Annotated in this window: 11 protein-coding genes and 2 pseudogenes; 8 read left to right on the plus strand and 5 right to left on the minus strand. The window is 39.3% G+C overall.

The annotated features are described in order from the left end of the window. The 5 genes and pseudogenes from ACKI4H_RS14645 to ACKI4H_RS14665 form a co-directional block, all read left to right on the plus strand. Nucleotides 1-122, plus strand: a pseudogene (locus tag ACKI4H_RS14645) (IS5/IS1182 family transposase); the annotation flags it as partial. 756 nt (nucleotides 123-878) lie between these two features. Further along, nucleotides 879-2,003 carry an OmpW/AlkL family protein gene (locus ACKI4H_RS14650; protein WP_407306996.1) on the plus strand — a complete coding sequence of 375 codons (1,125 nt, stop codon included), beginning with the start codon at nucleotides 879-881 and terminating at the stop codon, nucleotides 2,001-2,003. Nucleotides 2,004-2,285: 282 nt separating this feature from the next. After that, nucleotides 2,286-2,486 carry a hypothetical protein gene (locus ACKI4H_RS14655; RefSeq protein WP_407306998.1) on the plus strand — a complete coding sequence of 67 codons (201 nt, stop codon included), beginning with the start codon at nucleotides 2,286-2,288 and terminating at the stop codon, nucleotides 2,484-2,486. Between the two features lie 575 nt (nucleotides 2,487-3,061). Then, nucleotides 3,062-4,315, plus strand: a complete 1,254-nt coding sequence (icd, locus tag ACKI4H_RS14660) for an NADP-dependent isocitrate dehydrogenase (protein WP_407307000.1) — start codon at nucleotides 3,062-3,064, stop codon at nucleotides 4,313-4,315. Between the two features lie 469 nt (nucleotides 4,316-4,784). After that, a complete protein-coding gene (locus ACKI4H_RS14665; protein ID WP_407307002.1) occupies nucleotides 4,785-5,330 on the plus strand; it encodes a M23 family metallopeptidase in 546 nt (181 codons plus the stop codon). Here ACKI4H_RS14665 and ACKI4H_RS14670 read toward each other — a convergent pair. Next, nucleotides 5,313-6,519: pseudogene (locus ACKI4H_RS14670) on the minus strand (YbfB/YjiJ family MFS transporter). The gene ACKI4H_RS14665 and the pseudogene ACKI4H_RS14670 overlap by 18 nt on opposite strands. A gap of 229 nt (nucleotides 6,520-6,748) precedes the next feature. Here ACKI4H_RS14670 and ACKI4H_RS14675 point away from each other — a divergent pair. Then, nucleotides 6,749-8,725: an acyltransferase family protein gene (locus ACKI4H_RS14675; RefSeq protein WP_407307004.1), complete on the plus strand. Its 1,977-nt coding sequence runs from the start codon at nucleotides 6,749-6,751 to the stop codon at nucleotides 8,723-8,725. A 52-nt stretch (nucleotides 8,726-8,777) separates the two neighbouring features. Here the strand turns inward: ACKI4H_RS14675 and ACKI4H_RS14680 are convergent, their stop codons facing one another. After that, on the minus strand, nucleotides 8,778-10,208 hold the full coding sequence (locus tag ACKI4H_RS14680; protein WP_407307006.1) for a pyridoxal phosphate-dependent aminotransferase: 1,431 nt from the start codon (nucleotides 10,206-10,208) through the stop codon (nucleotides 8,778-8,780). Nucleotides 10,209-10,437: 229 nt separating this feature from the next. Here ACKI4H_RS14680 and msrB point away from each other — a divergent pair, with 229 nt between their 5' ends. Both msrB and ACKI4H_RS14690 read left to right on the plus strand, forming a co-directional pair. Continuing rightward, nucleotides 10,438-10,857, plus strand: coding sequence for a peptide-methionine (R)-S-oxide reductase MsrB (msrB, locus tag ACKI4H_RS14685; RefSeq protein ID WP_407307008.1), 420 nt, complete (start codon nucleotides 10,438-10,440; stop codon nucleotides 10,855-10,857). After that, on the plus strand, nucleotides 10,854-11,336 hold the full coding sequence (locus ACKI4H_RS14690; RefSeq protein ID WP_407307010.1) for a glutathione peroxidase: 483 nt from the start codon (nucleotides 10,854-10,856) through the stop codon (nucleotides 11,334-11,336). Before msrB ends, ACKI4H_RS14690 begins: the two co-directional genes overlap by 4 nt. Nucleotides 11,337-11,682: 346 nt before the next feature. Here ACKI4H_RS14690 and dapC read toward each other — a convergent pair whose 3' ends face one another. From dapC to purT, 3 genes are read right to left on the minus strand one after another with little or no spacing between them, the layout of a single operon-like run. Then, on the minus strand, nucleotides 11,683-12,852 hold the full coding sequence (gene dapC / locus ACKI4H_RS14695) for a succinyldiaminopimelate transaminase (RefSeq protein WP_407307012.1): 1,170 nt from the start codon (nucleotides 12,850-12,852) through the stop codon (nucleotides 11,683-11,685). A gap of 24 nt (nucleotides 12,853-12,876) precedes the next feature. Further along, the gene (gene glnD, locus ACKI4H_RS14700; RefSeq protein ID WP_407307014.1) at nucleotides 12,877-15,543 is read right to left on the minus strand and encodes a [protein-PII] uridylyltransferase; all 2,667 of its coding nucleotides are present in this window, start codon (nucleotides 15,541-15,543) and stop codon (nucleotides 12,877-12,879) included. Between the two features lie 30 nt (nucleotides 15,544-15,573). Further along, nucleotides 15,574-16,788 (minus strand): formate-dependent phosphoribosylglycinamide formyltransferase, encoded by a 1,215-nt coding sequence (purT, locus tag ACKI4H_RS14705; RefSeq protein ID WP_407307016.1) that lies wholly within the window; start codon nucleotides 16,786-16,788, stop codon nucleotides 15,574-15,576. Between the last annotated feature and the right edge of the window lie 60 nt (nucleotides 16,789-16,848).

Here is a 16,848-nt window from a genome sequence, read left to right on the forward strand (position 1 = left end):
GGTTAAAGCAGTTCAGAGGAATAGCAACACGATATGATAAGCTAAAGTGTAGCTATGAGGGTGCAGTTGCATTAGCTTGTGTATTTATTTGGCTACCTTTATCGGGTAAATTCTATACTTGAAATGTCAACAGACCCTAATTTTTTTAATTTAAATGATTGAATGTCTAAAATTTAGGCAAGTTGTTAAAAAATATAACTTAACTGGAACATTTGGAAACAGACCAGTTGTATAAAACCTACTTATTTAGGAGGTTCTCAATGATATCTTGTGGTCATTCCAATAATTCGAAAACTAAAATTAAAAAATTGTGAATTAAAAAGTCTACTTAAGTTGGGAGAGTTAAGTAGACTTTTTATTAATTTTTAAATTGAATTCTAATGAAATGTTTTGTCCATGATTAGAAAATAATCTAATTTCATATATAGAATTCTCCTCTATCGCTGTCGTTTTTTAATTTTTTTGCCCAGCTCTCCGGAGATATTTTTTTGCCTAAAATTAAGCAGTAAAAACAATATTTAAATTTTGATTTTAGAAATTGGTTGAAAAATAATCTGATAATTAAAACTTTTTCAATTAAAAAAGAAGAAGATCAAGCTAATCTAAATTTATAAAATGTGATTTGTGTCACATAAAGTTAATTTTTATATATATTTAATATGTATATTTATTGTTCTTAAATTTAAGCCATATTATAAATAATTTTTTGTTTTTTAAAAATAATTTTTTAAATTAGGAATTTATTATCTTTTAATAAGTATATTATTAATAATAAGTCTTATTAGTTAGAATTATTTATTACTCTACAAGTGTAATTTTTTTATGTATTTTTGATGATCATTGTCATGATGACTTTGAATTATTAAAAGGGATAAAAAATGAGTAATAGTCAACTATTAAAAAAATTAGCCATTGCCTCATCATTACTTGTTACAGCAAATTTAAGTTACGCTGAGGGAGTAAAACGTTTTTCAGTATCGGCTGGCTGGCTACATGTGATGCCACAAGGAAAAGCGAATGCATTTAACACCAGTACTTTAGTCAAAAATGGTCATATTTCGACTGTGGGAATTATTAGTGAAGAAGCATTTGTTAATTCAATTGATCCTGATTTTATTTCAACCGATCCTGACACTGGAGCGACCTTTGTTGCAAAAGATATATTAATTGATATTCGTGATGCTGGAGCATTAGAGGTATTTGTTGGGGATGGTCAGGGTAACGTTAGAGCAGATGAAACAGGTATTGCCCGAATTGAAGGTCTGCAAAATTGGAGTTCTGCAGGAACGGGATTAGAGGCAGATGATGTTGATACATTAGGCCTAACTTTTAACTATTATCTTAATGATAATGTTTCATTACAGATTATTGGTGGTATTCCGCCTGAAGTTGATATTAAAGGCAAAGGCGAGATCTATGCACCTTTGAGTGGGCACGCAACATTAACTCCGGGTTCGTTTTCCGATGGGTTATTTCCAGATGGTTTGGGTTTAAAACAAGCTATTCCTGTTACGAATTTGGGTAATAAAGCCGTAGCTTCAACAGCACGCGCTTGGACACCAGCGATTGAAGCGCAATACCAGTTTGGTAAATCTGGGGTAAACAAATTTCGTCCTTACGTAGGGGCAGGAATTATGTATGCCTATTTTAATGAGATTGAGTTAAATTCAAGTATTGAATCAGATTTGATCGCTGCTGGACATATGATCCAAAACGTACTTGATAATAAGGCGGGTGCAGCACTTGATAAAAAACTTTCTAGCGCAGATCCATCCATTAAAATAAAAACAACTGATGCAATTGCACCAATTATAACCCTAGGTGCAACATATGATCTAACTGCGAACTGGTATGGTGTGGCTTCAGTGTCTTATGCGAAATTAAATAATCGTGTCAATATTGATGTTATTGATAATAACTCAGGCAATCGCTTGATTCACTCCTCTACAAAAATTGATATTGATCCACTTATTACATATATGGGGATAGGTTATCGCTTTTAATGAGTGAATAGATTTTAAAATTAATAGATTTGAAAAATCCTTGAGGTACTATTTTGCCACCACACTTCTTGAGTGTGGTTTTTTTTGTTGGGATTTATGGCACTCAAAATACTTGTAGTAGGATATAGCCCTATAAATGAATACAAGTATCTCTCTGGTTTATTATGGTTTATCCCTATATTCTCAAGTGAGAGTTACATAAATGATAATGCTTAACTATTGAATAACACCTTTAAGTGTTTAACCATAATATTTTCTCGGTTAAATAAGTGAAGGATCGCCATGATAGATGATGAAAAGCCACTAGATTTTGATGATGATGCAGAGCCTCTAGACCTCGAGGATGAAGAGTTCATCGATGATAAGAAAGAGGATGAGATATACAACATTATTACCAAAGATGGTTCAAGTGTTGATCCTGCTGATGATGATGGACATCCTAATCTCCCTGACGAGGGCGATCTTATAGAAGATGAAGAGTAAATCAATTGTTTAGAATAATAAGTAAGTCCAATTCAATATTGGGCTTACTATTGTGTTTTACCGTGTACAGGTTAGAGCATTGAAATTGCTATATCGGTGAATAATATATTAGGGGATTCTGGATCGCATAAGTATGATGCTGAATGGGGGGGCAAAAAATGACTTGGTAATTTTGATTGACCCTGGCTAGCTATATTGTATATATCACTATCAGTAAAATTTACATGACTTTAAAGATCACTATTTTACATTCAATAAAAATTGATTAAAACAGATTAAAGTTATTATTAGATGGTTTTAACATATATTGAGTAGATAAATATAAAGCATTAAAGAATGAAGGTTGCAGAATGACTAAGAATGAAAATTTTCATAGAAAATGACGATTTTGATAATCATCCATACTGGAGTATTGAGTTTTATTTCAGCGAGAAATGGCGTTATTTCCCCTATAAATCTCAGAGATACTTAAATTCGATTAGAATAATATGGGTGAAAATAAGTCGAAAGTATCGAATATTGGCAATTAAGGTTGAAATTTGCCAGATAAAATAACAATTGGGAGAACAAGTACAATGGGTTATCAGAAGATCATAGTGCCAGTAGATGGTAGCAAAATTACCGTAAAAGCAGATCTGTCACTGAATGTTCCTAACAATCCCATCATTCCCTTCATTGAAGGCGACGGTATTGGTGTGGATATTACACCAGCAATGAAAGCAGTGGTAGATGCTGCAGTTCAAAAAGCTTACGCTGGCAAACGTTCGATCGAATGGATGGAAGTTTACTGCGGCGAAAAAGCAGATAAAATCTATGGTACTTATATGCCGGAAGAAACCTTCGAGGCGCTTCGTGAGTTTGTCGTTTCTATTAAAGGTCCATTAACCACTCCTGTTGGCGGTGGTATTCGTTCTCTCAATGTTGCTTTACGTCAAGAATTGGACCTGTACGTATGTGTGCGTCCAGTGCGCTGGTTTAAAGGAGTTCCTTCTCCAGTTCAACATCCTGAACTAACTGATATGGTAATTTTCCGGGAAAACTCTGAAGATATCTATGCTGGAATCGAGTGGAAAGCGGGCTCACCAGAAGCTAAAAAAGTCATCAAATTTCTGAAAGAAGAAATGGGTGTGACTAAAATCCGTTTCGAAGAGAATTGTGGTATCGGTATTAAACCGGTATCGAAAGAAGGGACTCAACGTCTTGTCCGTAAAGCCATTCAATTTGCGATCGACAATAACAAGCCAAGCGTGACTTTAGTGCATAAAGGCAACATCATGAAGTATACCGAAGGTGCGTTTAAAGAATGGGGCTATGAAGTCGCGCTTGAACGTTTTGGCGGTGAGCTTATTGACGGTGGGCCCTGGATAAGCATCAAGAACCCTAAAAACGGCAAAGAAATCGTAATTAAAGATGTTATTGCTGATGCATTCTTGCAACAAATTCTGATGCGTCCTTCCGAATATTCAGTCATTGCAACGCTTAACTTGAACGGTGATTACATTTCTGATGCGCTTGCAGCAGAAGTGGGCGGTATTGGCATTGCGCCGGGAGCAAACATTGGTGGCGCAATCCAGATGTACGAGGCCACTCACGGTACTGCACCTAAATACGCAGGCCAAGATAAAGTAAACCCAGGTTCAATTATTCTGTCTGCTGAAATGATGCTTCGTGATATGGGCTGGACGGAAGCTGCCGACTTGATTATTAAAGGTGTTTCTGGTGCGATTGCTGCAAAAACGGTTACCTATGACTTCGAGCGTTTAATGCCAGATGCGACTTTATTGCGCTGTTCGGAATTTGGTCAAGCAGTCATTGAAAATATGGAATAAGTCTGGGACTTAAACCTTGTATTAGAACATCCCGCCACTCGTTGTGTAATGCCAGTCAGTTAAGAAATTGGCTGGCATTTTCTATTTTGAATCCATCATGTTTTTGATACGAGGAACATCATTCGCAACTGTTTGAGACAGGATTATATTAAGAACTTACTATTTCTACGATGAATTTGCTACTCGGTGGTAGTGGACGAGTTTTGCGAATGACAAATGCTTTTGGTTCTTTTGGTCAAACAAAACAACTGTCTAACTCCAAATGTTTGATTTTAAAAAATAAGACTCTGCTGTGAATAATCCAAAAGCTAGGGAGTTTAGGGTCAACCCACTTAACTGATCAGCATTAGCCACTCTTTGCGGGTTTTTATATTTACAGAAATCATATTTCACTCAATAGAACTAAAAATCTAAGATGAAATAGATTAAATTATTTTAATTCTTGAAATTAATGCATCAGCATCGAAAAATGTTCACAAAGATTTCCTGCTTCAGTTTAATGATTACATTCATGCTGCTTTCAGGTTGTCAGCCGCCGCCATCTGGTGAGGCAGCAGGCATGCGTTATCCCATTTTATACATACAATTACAAAAAATGGATTTGCCTGTACAACTTGCTATGCCGGTTGAAAATATTAAACCTCGCCAAATTAATGACACTTGGGGGGCCGCGCGTAGTGAAGGGCGAAAGCATGAAGGGATTGATATTTTTGCCAAGCGAGGAACAGCGGTACTCAGTGCAACTCAAGGAATCGTTTCTCGGGTCGGCACTAACAATTTAGGCGGTAAAGTCGTTTGGGTTACCGGTCCGAATTTAAGTCGGCATTATTATGCACATTTAGATGATTATGCCGATCAAATTCAAGAAGGCGACTGGGTAGAAGTCGGTGAAATCCTTGGTTATGTTGGCAATACAGGCAATGCTAGAAATACTCCGCCACATTTGCATTATGGGATTTATTTAAATAGGCAGGGAGCAATTAACCCCTATCCATATTTAGTGCCATCTTCTTGAGGGGGTAGAAACTTCATTGCTCTGTTTAGTGATCTGGTCTTTGCTTAAATGCATATACCACACCAGTTGCAATGTTCCTAAAAATAAAACCAGAGCAGCCAGAATAAACTGTTGCTGATAGGTGATCCCGAAAAGTTGCAGGGTGCTAAAACTTAAACCGCCAATCAGCTGTACCGATGCAAAACACAGCGTGGCAATACTCCAGAGTTTTTATATGCCAGACCATAAAGCTGTAAAATCGTATAAGAGGTCAAAAACACCACTGCTGGATTGAGCATTCCTGTAAAGAAGGAGGAAGCAAAAGTCAGAAAAGCACTTACATTTAAAACCGCAATAAAAATAGCCAGAATATAAAGGCTATAAAGCATTTTTAAGGCACTGAAATTGCCGAATTTTTTTGGCCAGTAGATAAGCTGAAAAAGCTCCCAGCGCACTTCCTAAGCTATAAAGAATCCAGTTGAGATTGATCCACAACAGATTCTCCAGCTCATGAACGAGATAGTCAATCCAAAACAAGGAATGGGGGATATAAGCAAATGCACTGCAAGCGTATACGATCAGTAAACTATAAAACAGGCTGTTGAGCGTTACTTTAGTGGGACTTTGGGTAGATTGTGCAGACAGATGAGGTTTAAACTGTTGTAATAAAATGCTGAGGAAAACGCAAATAATAAGCGCAAAACCACACGAAATAAGCCATGCTGTTTGTGTCGAAATTTGATCTAACTAAGGCAAGAAAAGCGTAGCTAATAAAACTCCAAGTCCAATACCACTAAAGCCAATAAAATTGATTTTAAAGCGATCTTGAATGTCGCAGCATTGTGCCACTACACAAGGTGATAAGATCATTAATAATCCGCCGCTTATCCCTGAAATGACGCGCCAAAAGATATACCAAATTTGGGGGAAATCAGAAAAGGCACAGCAGAGTAAACTCAACATGCCTGCGATGGCAGCACTTTGGATATAGAAGATCATGATTTTGGTCTGCGAGAGTTTCATGGCCCAAAATGCACCGATCAGATAACCCAGTAAATTGGCACTCCCTAAAAGACTGGCAAATCCCGTGGTCCATTGAAAAGCTTCACGTGTGCTGGGTAACAAAGCAGTATAAAAAACGTAAAATACCAATTCCTAAACACATGCTGAGGCATAAAAAAAGACTAAGCCTGATATTGCTTGAGGACATCCGTGTGCTCGCAGCTATTTCATATTGATTCAACACAATAAATAACATGAGTCTCAAGCAATGAATAGGAACAGATCTTACAAAGGCTACAAAAATATTGATGTTTGAATCATCAAGTAATATTTAAGACAACTCTTATAGCATTGGAAGATGTATAGCCCTTTATTGAAAATTGAATTTTTTCGATAAAGGCATACAATGCCGCTACTTTATTCTACTTTTTGTAATTATGAATCTCTCGTATCGCGCTGATATAGATGGCTTAAGAGCTATCGCCGTTTTATTGGTGATTTTTAACCATATCGGATTATCTTTCTTTTCTGGAGGATATATTGGTGTCGATGTTTTTTTTGTGATTTCAGGTTATTTGATTACCATCATTTTAACGCATGATATTCAATCCAAACGATTTTCCATCGCACGATTTTATAAGAAACGTGTGGTACGTTTGGCACCTGCCTATTTTACAGTGCTCAGCGTTGTGAGCATCATTGCCTGGCAGGTGATGTTACCGGGTGATCTGACTCAATATTTTGATAGTGTCATGTACGCAACTTTGTTGATGGCAAATATCTATATGCGCAATGAAGTAGGAGATTACTTTAGCCAGAGTGCTGAAAGTATTCCTTTATTGCATTTATGGTCGCTTGGGGTAGAGGAGCAATTCTATATTTTCTGGCCTCTATTGTTATTGCTGTTTGTTGGAAAGGTATCGCGTAAATATACCTGGGCTATAGTCACGACATTAGTCGTGACCTTATTGTTTTATGCCCAGCATAAATTGACCCAAAATGCAGAGAAGGCCTATTACAGTATGCCAGTACGTGCCTTTGAGTTGCTCATTGGTGCGTTGATTGGCTTTTTACCACAACTTAAGCTGCCAAAAAAAATAGCACAAAGTCTGGTTTGGGGTGGTTTAATCGTATTGTTTGCCGCAGGAGCTTATTTTAATGAAAAGACTCCATTTCCGGGAGCAATGGCGCTTATCCCGTGTTTGGCGACAGCCTTCATTATCTATCTGGGGCAATGTTCACCTTCAAGTAACGTGTTGCTCAACAATCCTATAAGTACCTGGATTGGAAGAATTTCTTATCCTTTGTATTTGTGGCACTGGCCTATTATCGTATTGTTTGGCATTTATATGCGGCCATTAAACGCAGAAAATCAGGCTGTAATTGTACTGTTGTCCATTATGTTGGCATTTTTAACCTATCAACTGGTTGAAAAACCAAGCAAACGTTTTGTAATGACAGCGAATTACAAAGTGATATTCATTGGCTTCCTGATGCCAGCCCTTAGTTTTATTGCTATTGCAAAGACCGTTAATATCAATAATGGTTTTCCAGATCGATTCCCTGAGTCTGTTTATATCAAGCAACAAGCACTCAATTCATTTGCGCATGTGATCCGAAATAAATGTATGGATATTGACGACCCGAAAGCATTACCTGATCAGGATGATTGTGTGTTGGGCAAAGCGAAAGCCAGTATCGATTTTTTATTGATTGGCGATTCTCATGCCAACAGTTATACCGCGATGCTGGATGTATGGGCTAAAGATGCCAGTTTACGCGGCTATGACGTCACTCAAAGTTCAACTTTCTATTTACCTGGCGTGCAGCGTTTTGAATCTAATTTTAATCGTTGGGAAGAGCTGAGCAAATTTAAATTAAGAAATGATGCCATTACCGCGCATCTTGCAAAAACACATTATTCCACCATTATTTTAGCGGGTTCATATGTGCCGTATTTTGGTCATGAGGTGAAACTGGAAGATGGCGTTCATCATTCCAATGAAGAAATATTTAAAACTGGTTTTATGAAAGCACTGGAAATTGCCTATCAGTCCAGTGATCAAGTCATATTGCTTAATGATGTACCTCGGCTAGATCGAGATGGAGTGCCGGCCGATTGTAATCTACGCAATGAAATTTTGAATACTCAGACCCAATGTACTGTTTCTAAAAAGAGTTATGAGAAACAGCTCAGGAAATTTAATCGAATTGTTGCAGAAGCACAACTGAAATACCCTGGCTTGAAAATTATTGATCCTGCGAAGGCGATGTGTAATCAGCAGACGTGTAAAATTATGATCAACAATGTGCCTTTATACCGAAATAAAGACACCAACCATATTAATAATCAGGGTTCTCGGCAATTAGGGATTGAATATTTAAAACACTATGGCAATCCGCTTAAAGACTAAATAGCAGCCATAAAAAAACCGCGTTAATTAACGCAGTTTTTTATTTCAGAAATTAGCGCATTTTTGCCAGGAAGCGGCCTAAACGGGTAATCGCTTCACGTAATTCATTTTCAGCTGGCAAGAATACCACTCGGAAATGATCTGGAGTTGGCCAGTTAAAGCCTGTGCCTTGAACCAGTAACACTTTTTCAGCACGTAGAAAGTCGAGCATGAATTTTTCATCATCTTGAATCGGGTAAATTTCAGGGTCAAGATGAGGGAAGCAGTACATTGCACCTTCAGGTTTTACACAAGATACACCCGGAATTTCATTCAGCATTTCCCATGCAATATTGCGTTGTTCATATAAACGGCCACCCGGACGAATCAGGTCATTAATCGACTGATAACCACCTAAAGCGGTTTGAATCGCATATTGCGCTTGATGGTTGGCACAGAGACGCATTGACGCCAACATGTCCAAACCCTCAATGTAGTCCATTGCACGTGATTTATCACCGGTAATGGCCATCCAGCCTGAACGGTAACCCGCAATACGATAGGCTTTAGACAAGCCATTGAATGAAACGCATAAATGGTCACCCGCTAATGCAGCGACAGAAACGTGCTCGATCCCATCGTAAATAATTTTGTCGTAAATTTCGTCAGCAAATAAGATCAGGTCATATTTTTTCGCTAAAGCAACAATTTGCTCAAGCACATGACGTGGGTAAACAGAACCAGTTGGGTTATTTGGATTGATAATCACGATACCACGTGTATTTGGCGTGATTTTACTTTCCATATCCGCAATGTCTGGATACCAGTAGTTTTCTTCATCGCATTTATAGTGAATAGCTGTACCACCCGACAAGTTTACCGCAGCTGTCCATAATGGATAATCTGGCATTGGAACCAGCATTTCATCGCCATCATCTAGCAAGCCTTGCATTGCCATGACAATCAGTTCAGACACGCCATTACCGATATACACATCATTGACCTGCATATTCAAAATGCCTTTTTGCTGGTAATACTGACAAATCGCTTTACGCGCAGGGAAAATCCCTTTCGAGTCTGTATAACCCACGGCATTGGGCAAGTTTAAAGCCACATCATTAATAATTTCTTGTGGCGCTTCAAAGCCGAATGAGGCGGGATTACCGATATTAAGTTTAATAATTTTGTGACCGGCTTCTTCCATTTCATTGGCCGCTCGTAACACAGGTCCGCGAATGTCGTAGCATACATGCTCGAGCTTAGACGATTTCTTAATTTCGCGAGGGGTTTGGAAAGTGTTCGGCATTTTGATGTTCTCGGAAGGAGTGGAGGTCACTTTTGCATAACGATATAAATAACTTTTAAATGTCTCAGTTGTTACTAAATCAAGATTGTGTTCATCCCGAAGTAAAGCAACAATTTTTTCGTGCGTAAATCCTGCCTGTTGATACTGTTTAATCAAAGGAAGCAAATTTTTAAAAATAACGCTCTTTTTTTGCGACATTTTTTAATCCTGAGCAAGCTTATGACAAAGAGTAACACTAAATTTGCTCACAAAAAAGCATTTCTTAAATAAATTGCTCACTCTGTTTTTAAGCATTGCTTACTTTTTGCTTTTTTAGGAAAATTATAGGTCTTTTGTAAAATGTTAACGAAAGACTAGAAATTTAAATATGAATGACGTAAATATAGGATTATTTTATTTTAAATAGCAAGAAAGAAGGTGTGTAGCCATGGGAAAACTCAATAAAACAGACCGAGAATGGCAAAGAGAGTTATCACCAGACGAATTTCGCGTTACGCGACAAAAGGGGACAGAGCCAGCATTTACAGGAAAATACTGGAATACCAAACAAGCAGGAACGTATATTTGTCGCTGTTGTGGCGCTGAATTGTTCTCTTCAGACACTAAATATGACAGTGGATGTGGCTGGCCAAGTTTTTACAAACCCATTGCCAGTGGCGTAATTGATGAAAATCAGGATACGACGCATGGTATGGTGAGAACCGAAATTGTTTGTCATCATTGTGACGCACATTTAGGGCATGTTTTTGAAGATGGTCCACAGCCAACCGGATTACGCTATTGCGTGAATTCAGCTTCATTAGAATTAAAAACACAAGAAAAAAATGACGAGGAAACCTATCCATGACCAACATTTATCAGTTTGAGGCTGAGTTGTTAGATGGAAAAAATAAATCATTTGCCGATTATGAAGGCAAGGTTTTATTGATTGTAAATACTGCAAGTAAATGCGGTTTTACCCCCCAGTTTGCAGGTCTTGAAAAGTTGTATGAGAAATACAAAGATCAAGGTTTCGAGGTTTTGGGATTTCCCTGTAACCAGTTTGGTGGGCAAGATCCAGGCTCTAATGAACAAATTGGGGCTTATTGTCAAAAAAATTATGGCGTGACATTTCCTATGTTTTCAAAGGTCGATGTTAAGGGGCCAGAAGCCCATATTTTATTTCGTTATTTGACCAATAATAGTAAGGGGGTTTTAGGTAACGGGATCAAATGGAATTTTACCAAATTTTTGATTGGTAAAGAGGGCAAAGTTTTAAATCGTTTTGCACCCACGACAAAACCAGAAGATCTGGAAAGTGAAGTAGAAGCTGCACTAGCCAAGTAATTTTTTTCAAAATATATAGGGTAATCCTAGGATTGCCCTTAATTCATTTATATGCTGCATTCAAATGTCAAAAAAACATTTTTCCCAGTCTTACTATATTGGTTTTGATGGGTCCACCAATTACCGTAATTACAAAGATCGGAATGATTGCCAAAGTCGAAATATTGAAAAGTACAGGCTCAAAAGTACTTGGTGCCACAGTTATGGATGTGGTAATGCAGGCAAAAAATTGAATCTATTGTCATAGTCGACCGAAAAATTATTTATAGTTTAATTGATGAGTGGGAAATAAATAATCCACTGAAAAAACAGTGGATTATTGTGAAGCAGATTGTTACTTGAAATATTAGAGAATGGCTTTTAGACGTTGAATGGCTTCTTCACATTGCGCAATATCTGCAACTAAAGCTAAACGCACATGGTTTTCACCTGGATTACCTTGTTCGGTATCACGAGACAGGTAACGTCCCGGAAGCACTTTAATGTGCGCTTTTTCCATTAGCATTTTTGCAAAAGCTTCATCATTGTCGACTTTTAACCAGTAATAAAAACCTGCATCCGGTTTTTTGAGGGGCAATAAGTGACCGAGCTCTTTTTGGAACAGTTCAAACTTGGTACGATAAAGTTTACGGTTTTCTTCCACATGAGCTTCATCATCCCAAGCAGCAATTGATGCCAGTTGATGCTGAACCGGCATTGCTGCGCCGTGATAGGTACGGTATTGCAGATAAGGTTTAAGTAAGGTTGCATCACCTGCTACAAAACCTGAACGCATACCCGGTAAGTTTGAACGTTTAGAAAGGGAATGGAACACGATACAGTTTTTGTAGTCGTCACGTCCAATTTCAGCGCAAACTTCAAGTAAACCCACAGGCGATTCATCAAACCAGAGTTCTGAATAACATTCATCTGAAGCAATGACAAAGTCGTATTTGTCTGAAAGTTCAATCAATTTCTTGAACTGTTCTTTAGACAATACAGCACCTGTTGGATTGCCCGGTGTGCAGACAAACAGTAATGCTGTTTTTTCCCAGACTTCCGCAGGCACCACATCAAAATCGCCGAGGTAATTATTTTCTTCTGTGCAGTTAATGAAGTAGGGTTTTGCACCTGCAAGCAAAGTTGCGCCTTCATAAATTTGATAAAAAGGATTTGGCATCACTACATAGGGTGCATCTTCACGGTTTATTAAAGCCTGAACAAAAGAGAAGATCGCTTCGCGTGTTCCTGAAACCGGAAGAACATTGCTATCAGCACTAATGCTATTTAGCTTGAAACGACGGGTTAGCCAGTTGGTAATGCTTTGGCGTAGTTCAGGTAAACCTTTGCTATTTGGATAAGTCGACAAATGCTTGAAGTTGTCAATAATTGCTTGTTTTACAAACTCTGGCGCAGGATGCTTCGGTTCACCAATCGATAATGGAATGAGTGGTAAATCTGCAGGTTGAATATCCTGAAAAAGTTTATTTAACTTTTCAAAAGGATAGGGGTGCAATAATGACAAACTTGAGTTCATGAAATCGATACCGCTTAATTTAAGTTAATGTTGGCCAGAGACTTGATTCGAGGCTTCATCGAGTGCTGATTTTAATTGGGCAGCAAAAGTTTTAGCCTCTGAATCAGACATCGGAATGCCATCTTTTTTAGTGACAAAGAAAATGTCTTCTGCGCGTTCCCCCAGCGTTGCAATTCTAGCAGAGAGAATATCCAAACCTTGCATCATAAATAAACCGCCTATTTTGGCTAGTAAACCTGGATGGTCAAGTGTGGCTATTTCAACCATGTTTTGCTGTAGCGCGGCATTCAGGGTGATGTCGACGGTATTTTCAATATCGAAATGGCGTAACTGGCGTGGAATGCGACGTTGCATTAAACCCGGATATTTATCTGATTGACTGAGGGCTTTGACTAAAGCTTCAATCACGGTTTTTTCACGTTCAGGATCGGTCAACAAAGTCCCAAAACGGTCAAGCACGACATAGGTGTCCAGGCTAAATGCAGTAGATGCAGTAATAATTCGCGCATCTTGAACATCCAGATTCATCCGGTCAAATACCGCAACGGTCGTGGCAAATAAATTTGGCTGATCTTGTGTGTAAATAAATATCTGTACTGCATCTTGTGCAAATTGACGATGGGCACGCATTAATACCAAAGGTTCAGTATTGTTGCCATGTTGCAAGATGGCACGGGTATGCCAGGCAATTTCATCAGCCGATTCTTTAATGAAATATTCATCGCCCAGTTCCTGCCAGATGGTTTCTACATCATAGAGGGAGAAATCATTAACCAGCAGTTCGCTGGCTGCGAATTTAGTGTCTTCAATCAGCATTTGATAATCGACAGGACGACCAAGACCGGTACGAATCACATCACGTGCATGGGTATAAAGTTGACGCATGAGTGATGAACGCCAGGTATTCCAAAGTTTTGGATTGGTCGCGTTAATATCGGCCACGGTCAATGTGTACAGATAATCCAGATGTTCCATATCGCCGAGTTTTTCAGCAAACGCTTGAACCACGTCTGGATCGGAAATATCTTTCTTTTGCGCAGTCATGGACATGAGCAAGTGACTTTGAATCAGCCATGCGACCAGATTACATTCACGCTCGGTAAAGCCATGTTTGCGACAGAACTTGATGGCATCTTCTGCCCCTAGTTCACTGTGATCCCCGCCACGGCCTTTGGCAATGTCATGGAATAAAGCGGCCAAATAGACAATATCGCGACGTGCAAGACGCTGGAAGACTGAACTCACCACAGGGAAATCCTTGGCAAATTCAGGTTCTTTAAAGCGGTTTAAATTGCGTAGTAAAAGTAAGGTATGCGCATCTACAGTATAAATATGGAACAGGTCATATTGCATCAAACCCATAATTTGACCAAATGCAGGAATATAATTACCCAAAACACTATATCGTTTCATCGCAACTAGCGTCTCATAAAGACGATGTGGTGAACGAATAATCGCCATAAACAAGGCTTGATGTTCAGGATTATCCCGATAGTTTTGATCAATGCGTTTTGCAGCAAGGATCAGAAGACGTAAAGTACGTGCGCGAATGCCTTCAATTTCCGGACGATTGGCCAATAAATAGAAGATTTCTAGAATTGCGCTTGGGCGTTCCGAGAAAATTTTATGATGCTGTACCGCAAGTTTGCCATCCACCAACTTGAAGTTTTCGTTAATTTCTTCAATTTTGCGTTCATAGTTGGGTAAACGAGGCGTAATGACCGATTCATTAAAATAAGCCAGCAGCATTTCATTCAGTGTGGATACTTGCTGCGCGCTACGATAATAACGCTTCATGAATTGTTCGATTGGATAGTTTTGTGAGTGATGTTCTTCACGGGTGTAGCCGAACAGGGCTGCAATATCACGCTGATAATCGAATAATAAACGGTTTTCATCGCGTTTGGTTAAGCGGTGTAAATGATGGCGAATTTCCCACAAGAAACTTTCTGCTTCTTCTAAAACACCGAGTTCAAAATCGGAAATAAAACCTAAATGTACCAGATCATAAATACGATTGACCCGGAAATGACGTTTTGCAATCCAGCCAATTTGGTTGATGTCACGAATACCGCCCGGGGCATTTTTAATATCCGGTTCGAGATTGCTTTCGGTATTGTTATGTTGAGCATGGCGTCGTGCCTGCTCATCCATTTTGGCATCAAAAAAGGTCTTGTCTGTCCAGGTTTGTGACACGATCCGGCGCGGCCATTTGGCCAAATGCTGATTGCCAATAATCAAGCGTGACTCAATCAGGGCTGTGGCCACAGTTAAATCACTAGTGGCCTGTTCTACACACTCTGAAATGGTGCGTACACTAATGCCCGGTTTGAAATTCCCTACATCCCATAATGATGAGATAAAGGTTGAAATCAACTTTTCTCGATCGGGCGTGATTTCATCTTCCGATAAAATCATGATGTCGATATCGGAATAGGGCAACATTTCCCGACGACCATAACCGCCAACGGCAAATAGTCCCAGATCAGTCTGATCCAGTTCAGCATGTTTCCAGAGAAACTGTAATGCTTCATCAATCAGATTCGATCGACTTAAAATCACTTCACGAATCGACTGTCCATTTTCAAAACCATCTTGAAGCTGCTTTTCCACATCTGTGCGCCATTGATTGATCGCCTGAATGTCATGGTTACTTTTAACGTAATTTAACAGTGGAGAGGTATTGATCATGAACAGGGGTCCGTAAATAAGGTGATACGTTTAGTTTTGCTGAACTCTGACTAGAGTTGCCGTTTGTAGTGCGAGTTCACGTGCCTGGTCGGTTGTTTCAGCACGTGCAGTTGCAACACCCATGCGACGACGTTTAAAACCTTCGGGTTTACCAAAAAGGCGTAAATCTGTGTTTGGATTAGACAAAGCAAGATTTAAGCCAGAAAATGAAAGATTGCTGTCATCAACGCCTGCATAAATAACTGCACTTGCTGCAACGCTATGGCGTATGGTATTCACAGGCAGGCCTAAAATGGCACGTGCGTGCAGTTCAAATTCGCTCTGGAATTGCGAGGCAAGTGTCACAAGCCCCGTATCATGTGGACGTGGTGATACTTCACTAAACCATACTTTATCGCCTTTGACAAACAGTTCGACCCCGAAAATACCGCAACCGCCCAAGGCTGCTGTTACTTTATGCGCGATCCGTTTAGATTCTTCCAATGCGGCAGGAGTCATGGCTTGAGGCTGCCAGCTTTCAACATAGTCACCAGCATCTTGACGATGTCCGATCGGGTCGCAGTATTGAGTTTCGATTTCACCTGTTTCAGTATTTTTAGCGCGAACTGTGAGTAAGGTAATTTCAAAGTCGAAATCAATTTGCGATTCCACAATCACTTTACCTTGATTTACACGACCACCTGTTTGGGCATATTCCCAAGCGGCATCGACTTCATCAAAGCTTTTAACACGAGATTGTCCCTTACCTGAAGAAGACATTACCGGTTTAACAAAATTTGGATAGCCAATGTCATCGCAAGCAGCGCGGAAAGACTCAATCGAGTCGGCAAAACGATAAGCTGAAGTCGGTAAGCCCAGCTCTTCAGCAGCCAAACGGCGGATACCCTCACGGTTCATAGTCAGGTTAACGGCTTTTGCTGAAGGAATAACAGTCGCAATGTTTTGTTCTTCAATATCGACTAAAACTTGCGTTGCAATAGCTTCAATTTCAGGAATAATGAGATGGGGTTTAACTTGTTCGATAAGTTGTTTGAGTTGTTCGGCATCTGCCATATTTAAAGTATAAGAATAATGTGCAACTTGCATGGCAGGTGCGTGATCATAACGGTCTGCTGCATGGATTTCCACACCAAGACGTTGTAGCGAAATCACCACTTCTTTACCCAGTTCTCCTGAACCCAAGAGTAAAACTTTAAATGCAGAAGCTTGAAAGGGAGTACCAATAGTCACGCTCATGTAAATCATCCATGCTTGATTTTATGGGCTTTTAGCATAGCAGAACTGATTGGAGTGTTAAGCCTGGAT

The organism is Acinetobacter sp., from assembly GCF_045628685.1.
In the GTDB taxonomy this organism is placed as follows: Bacteria; Pseudomonadota; Gammaproteobacteria; order Pseudomonadales; family Moraxellaceae; genus Acinetobacter.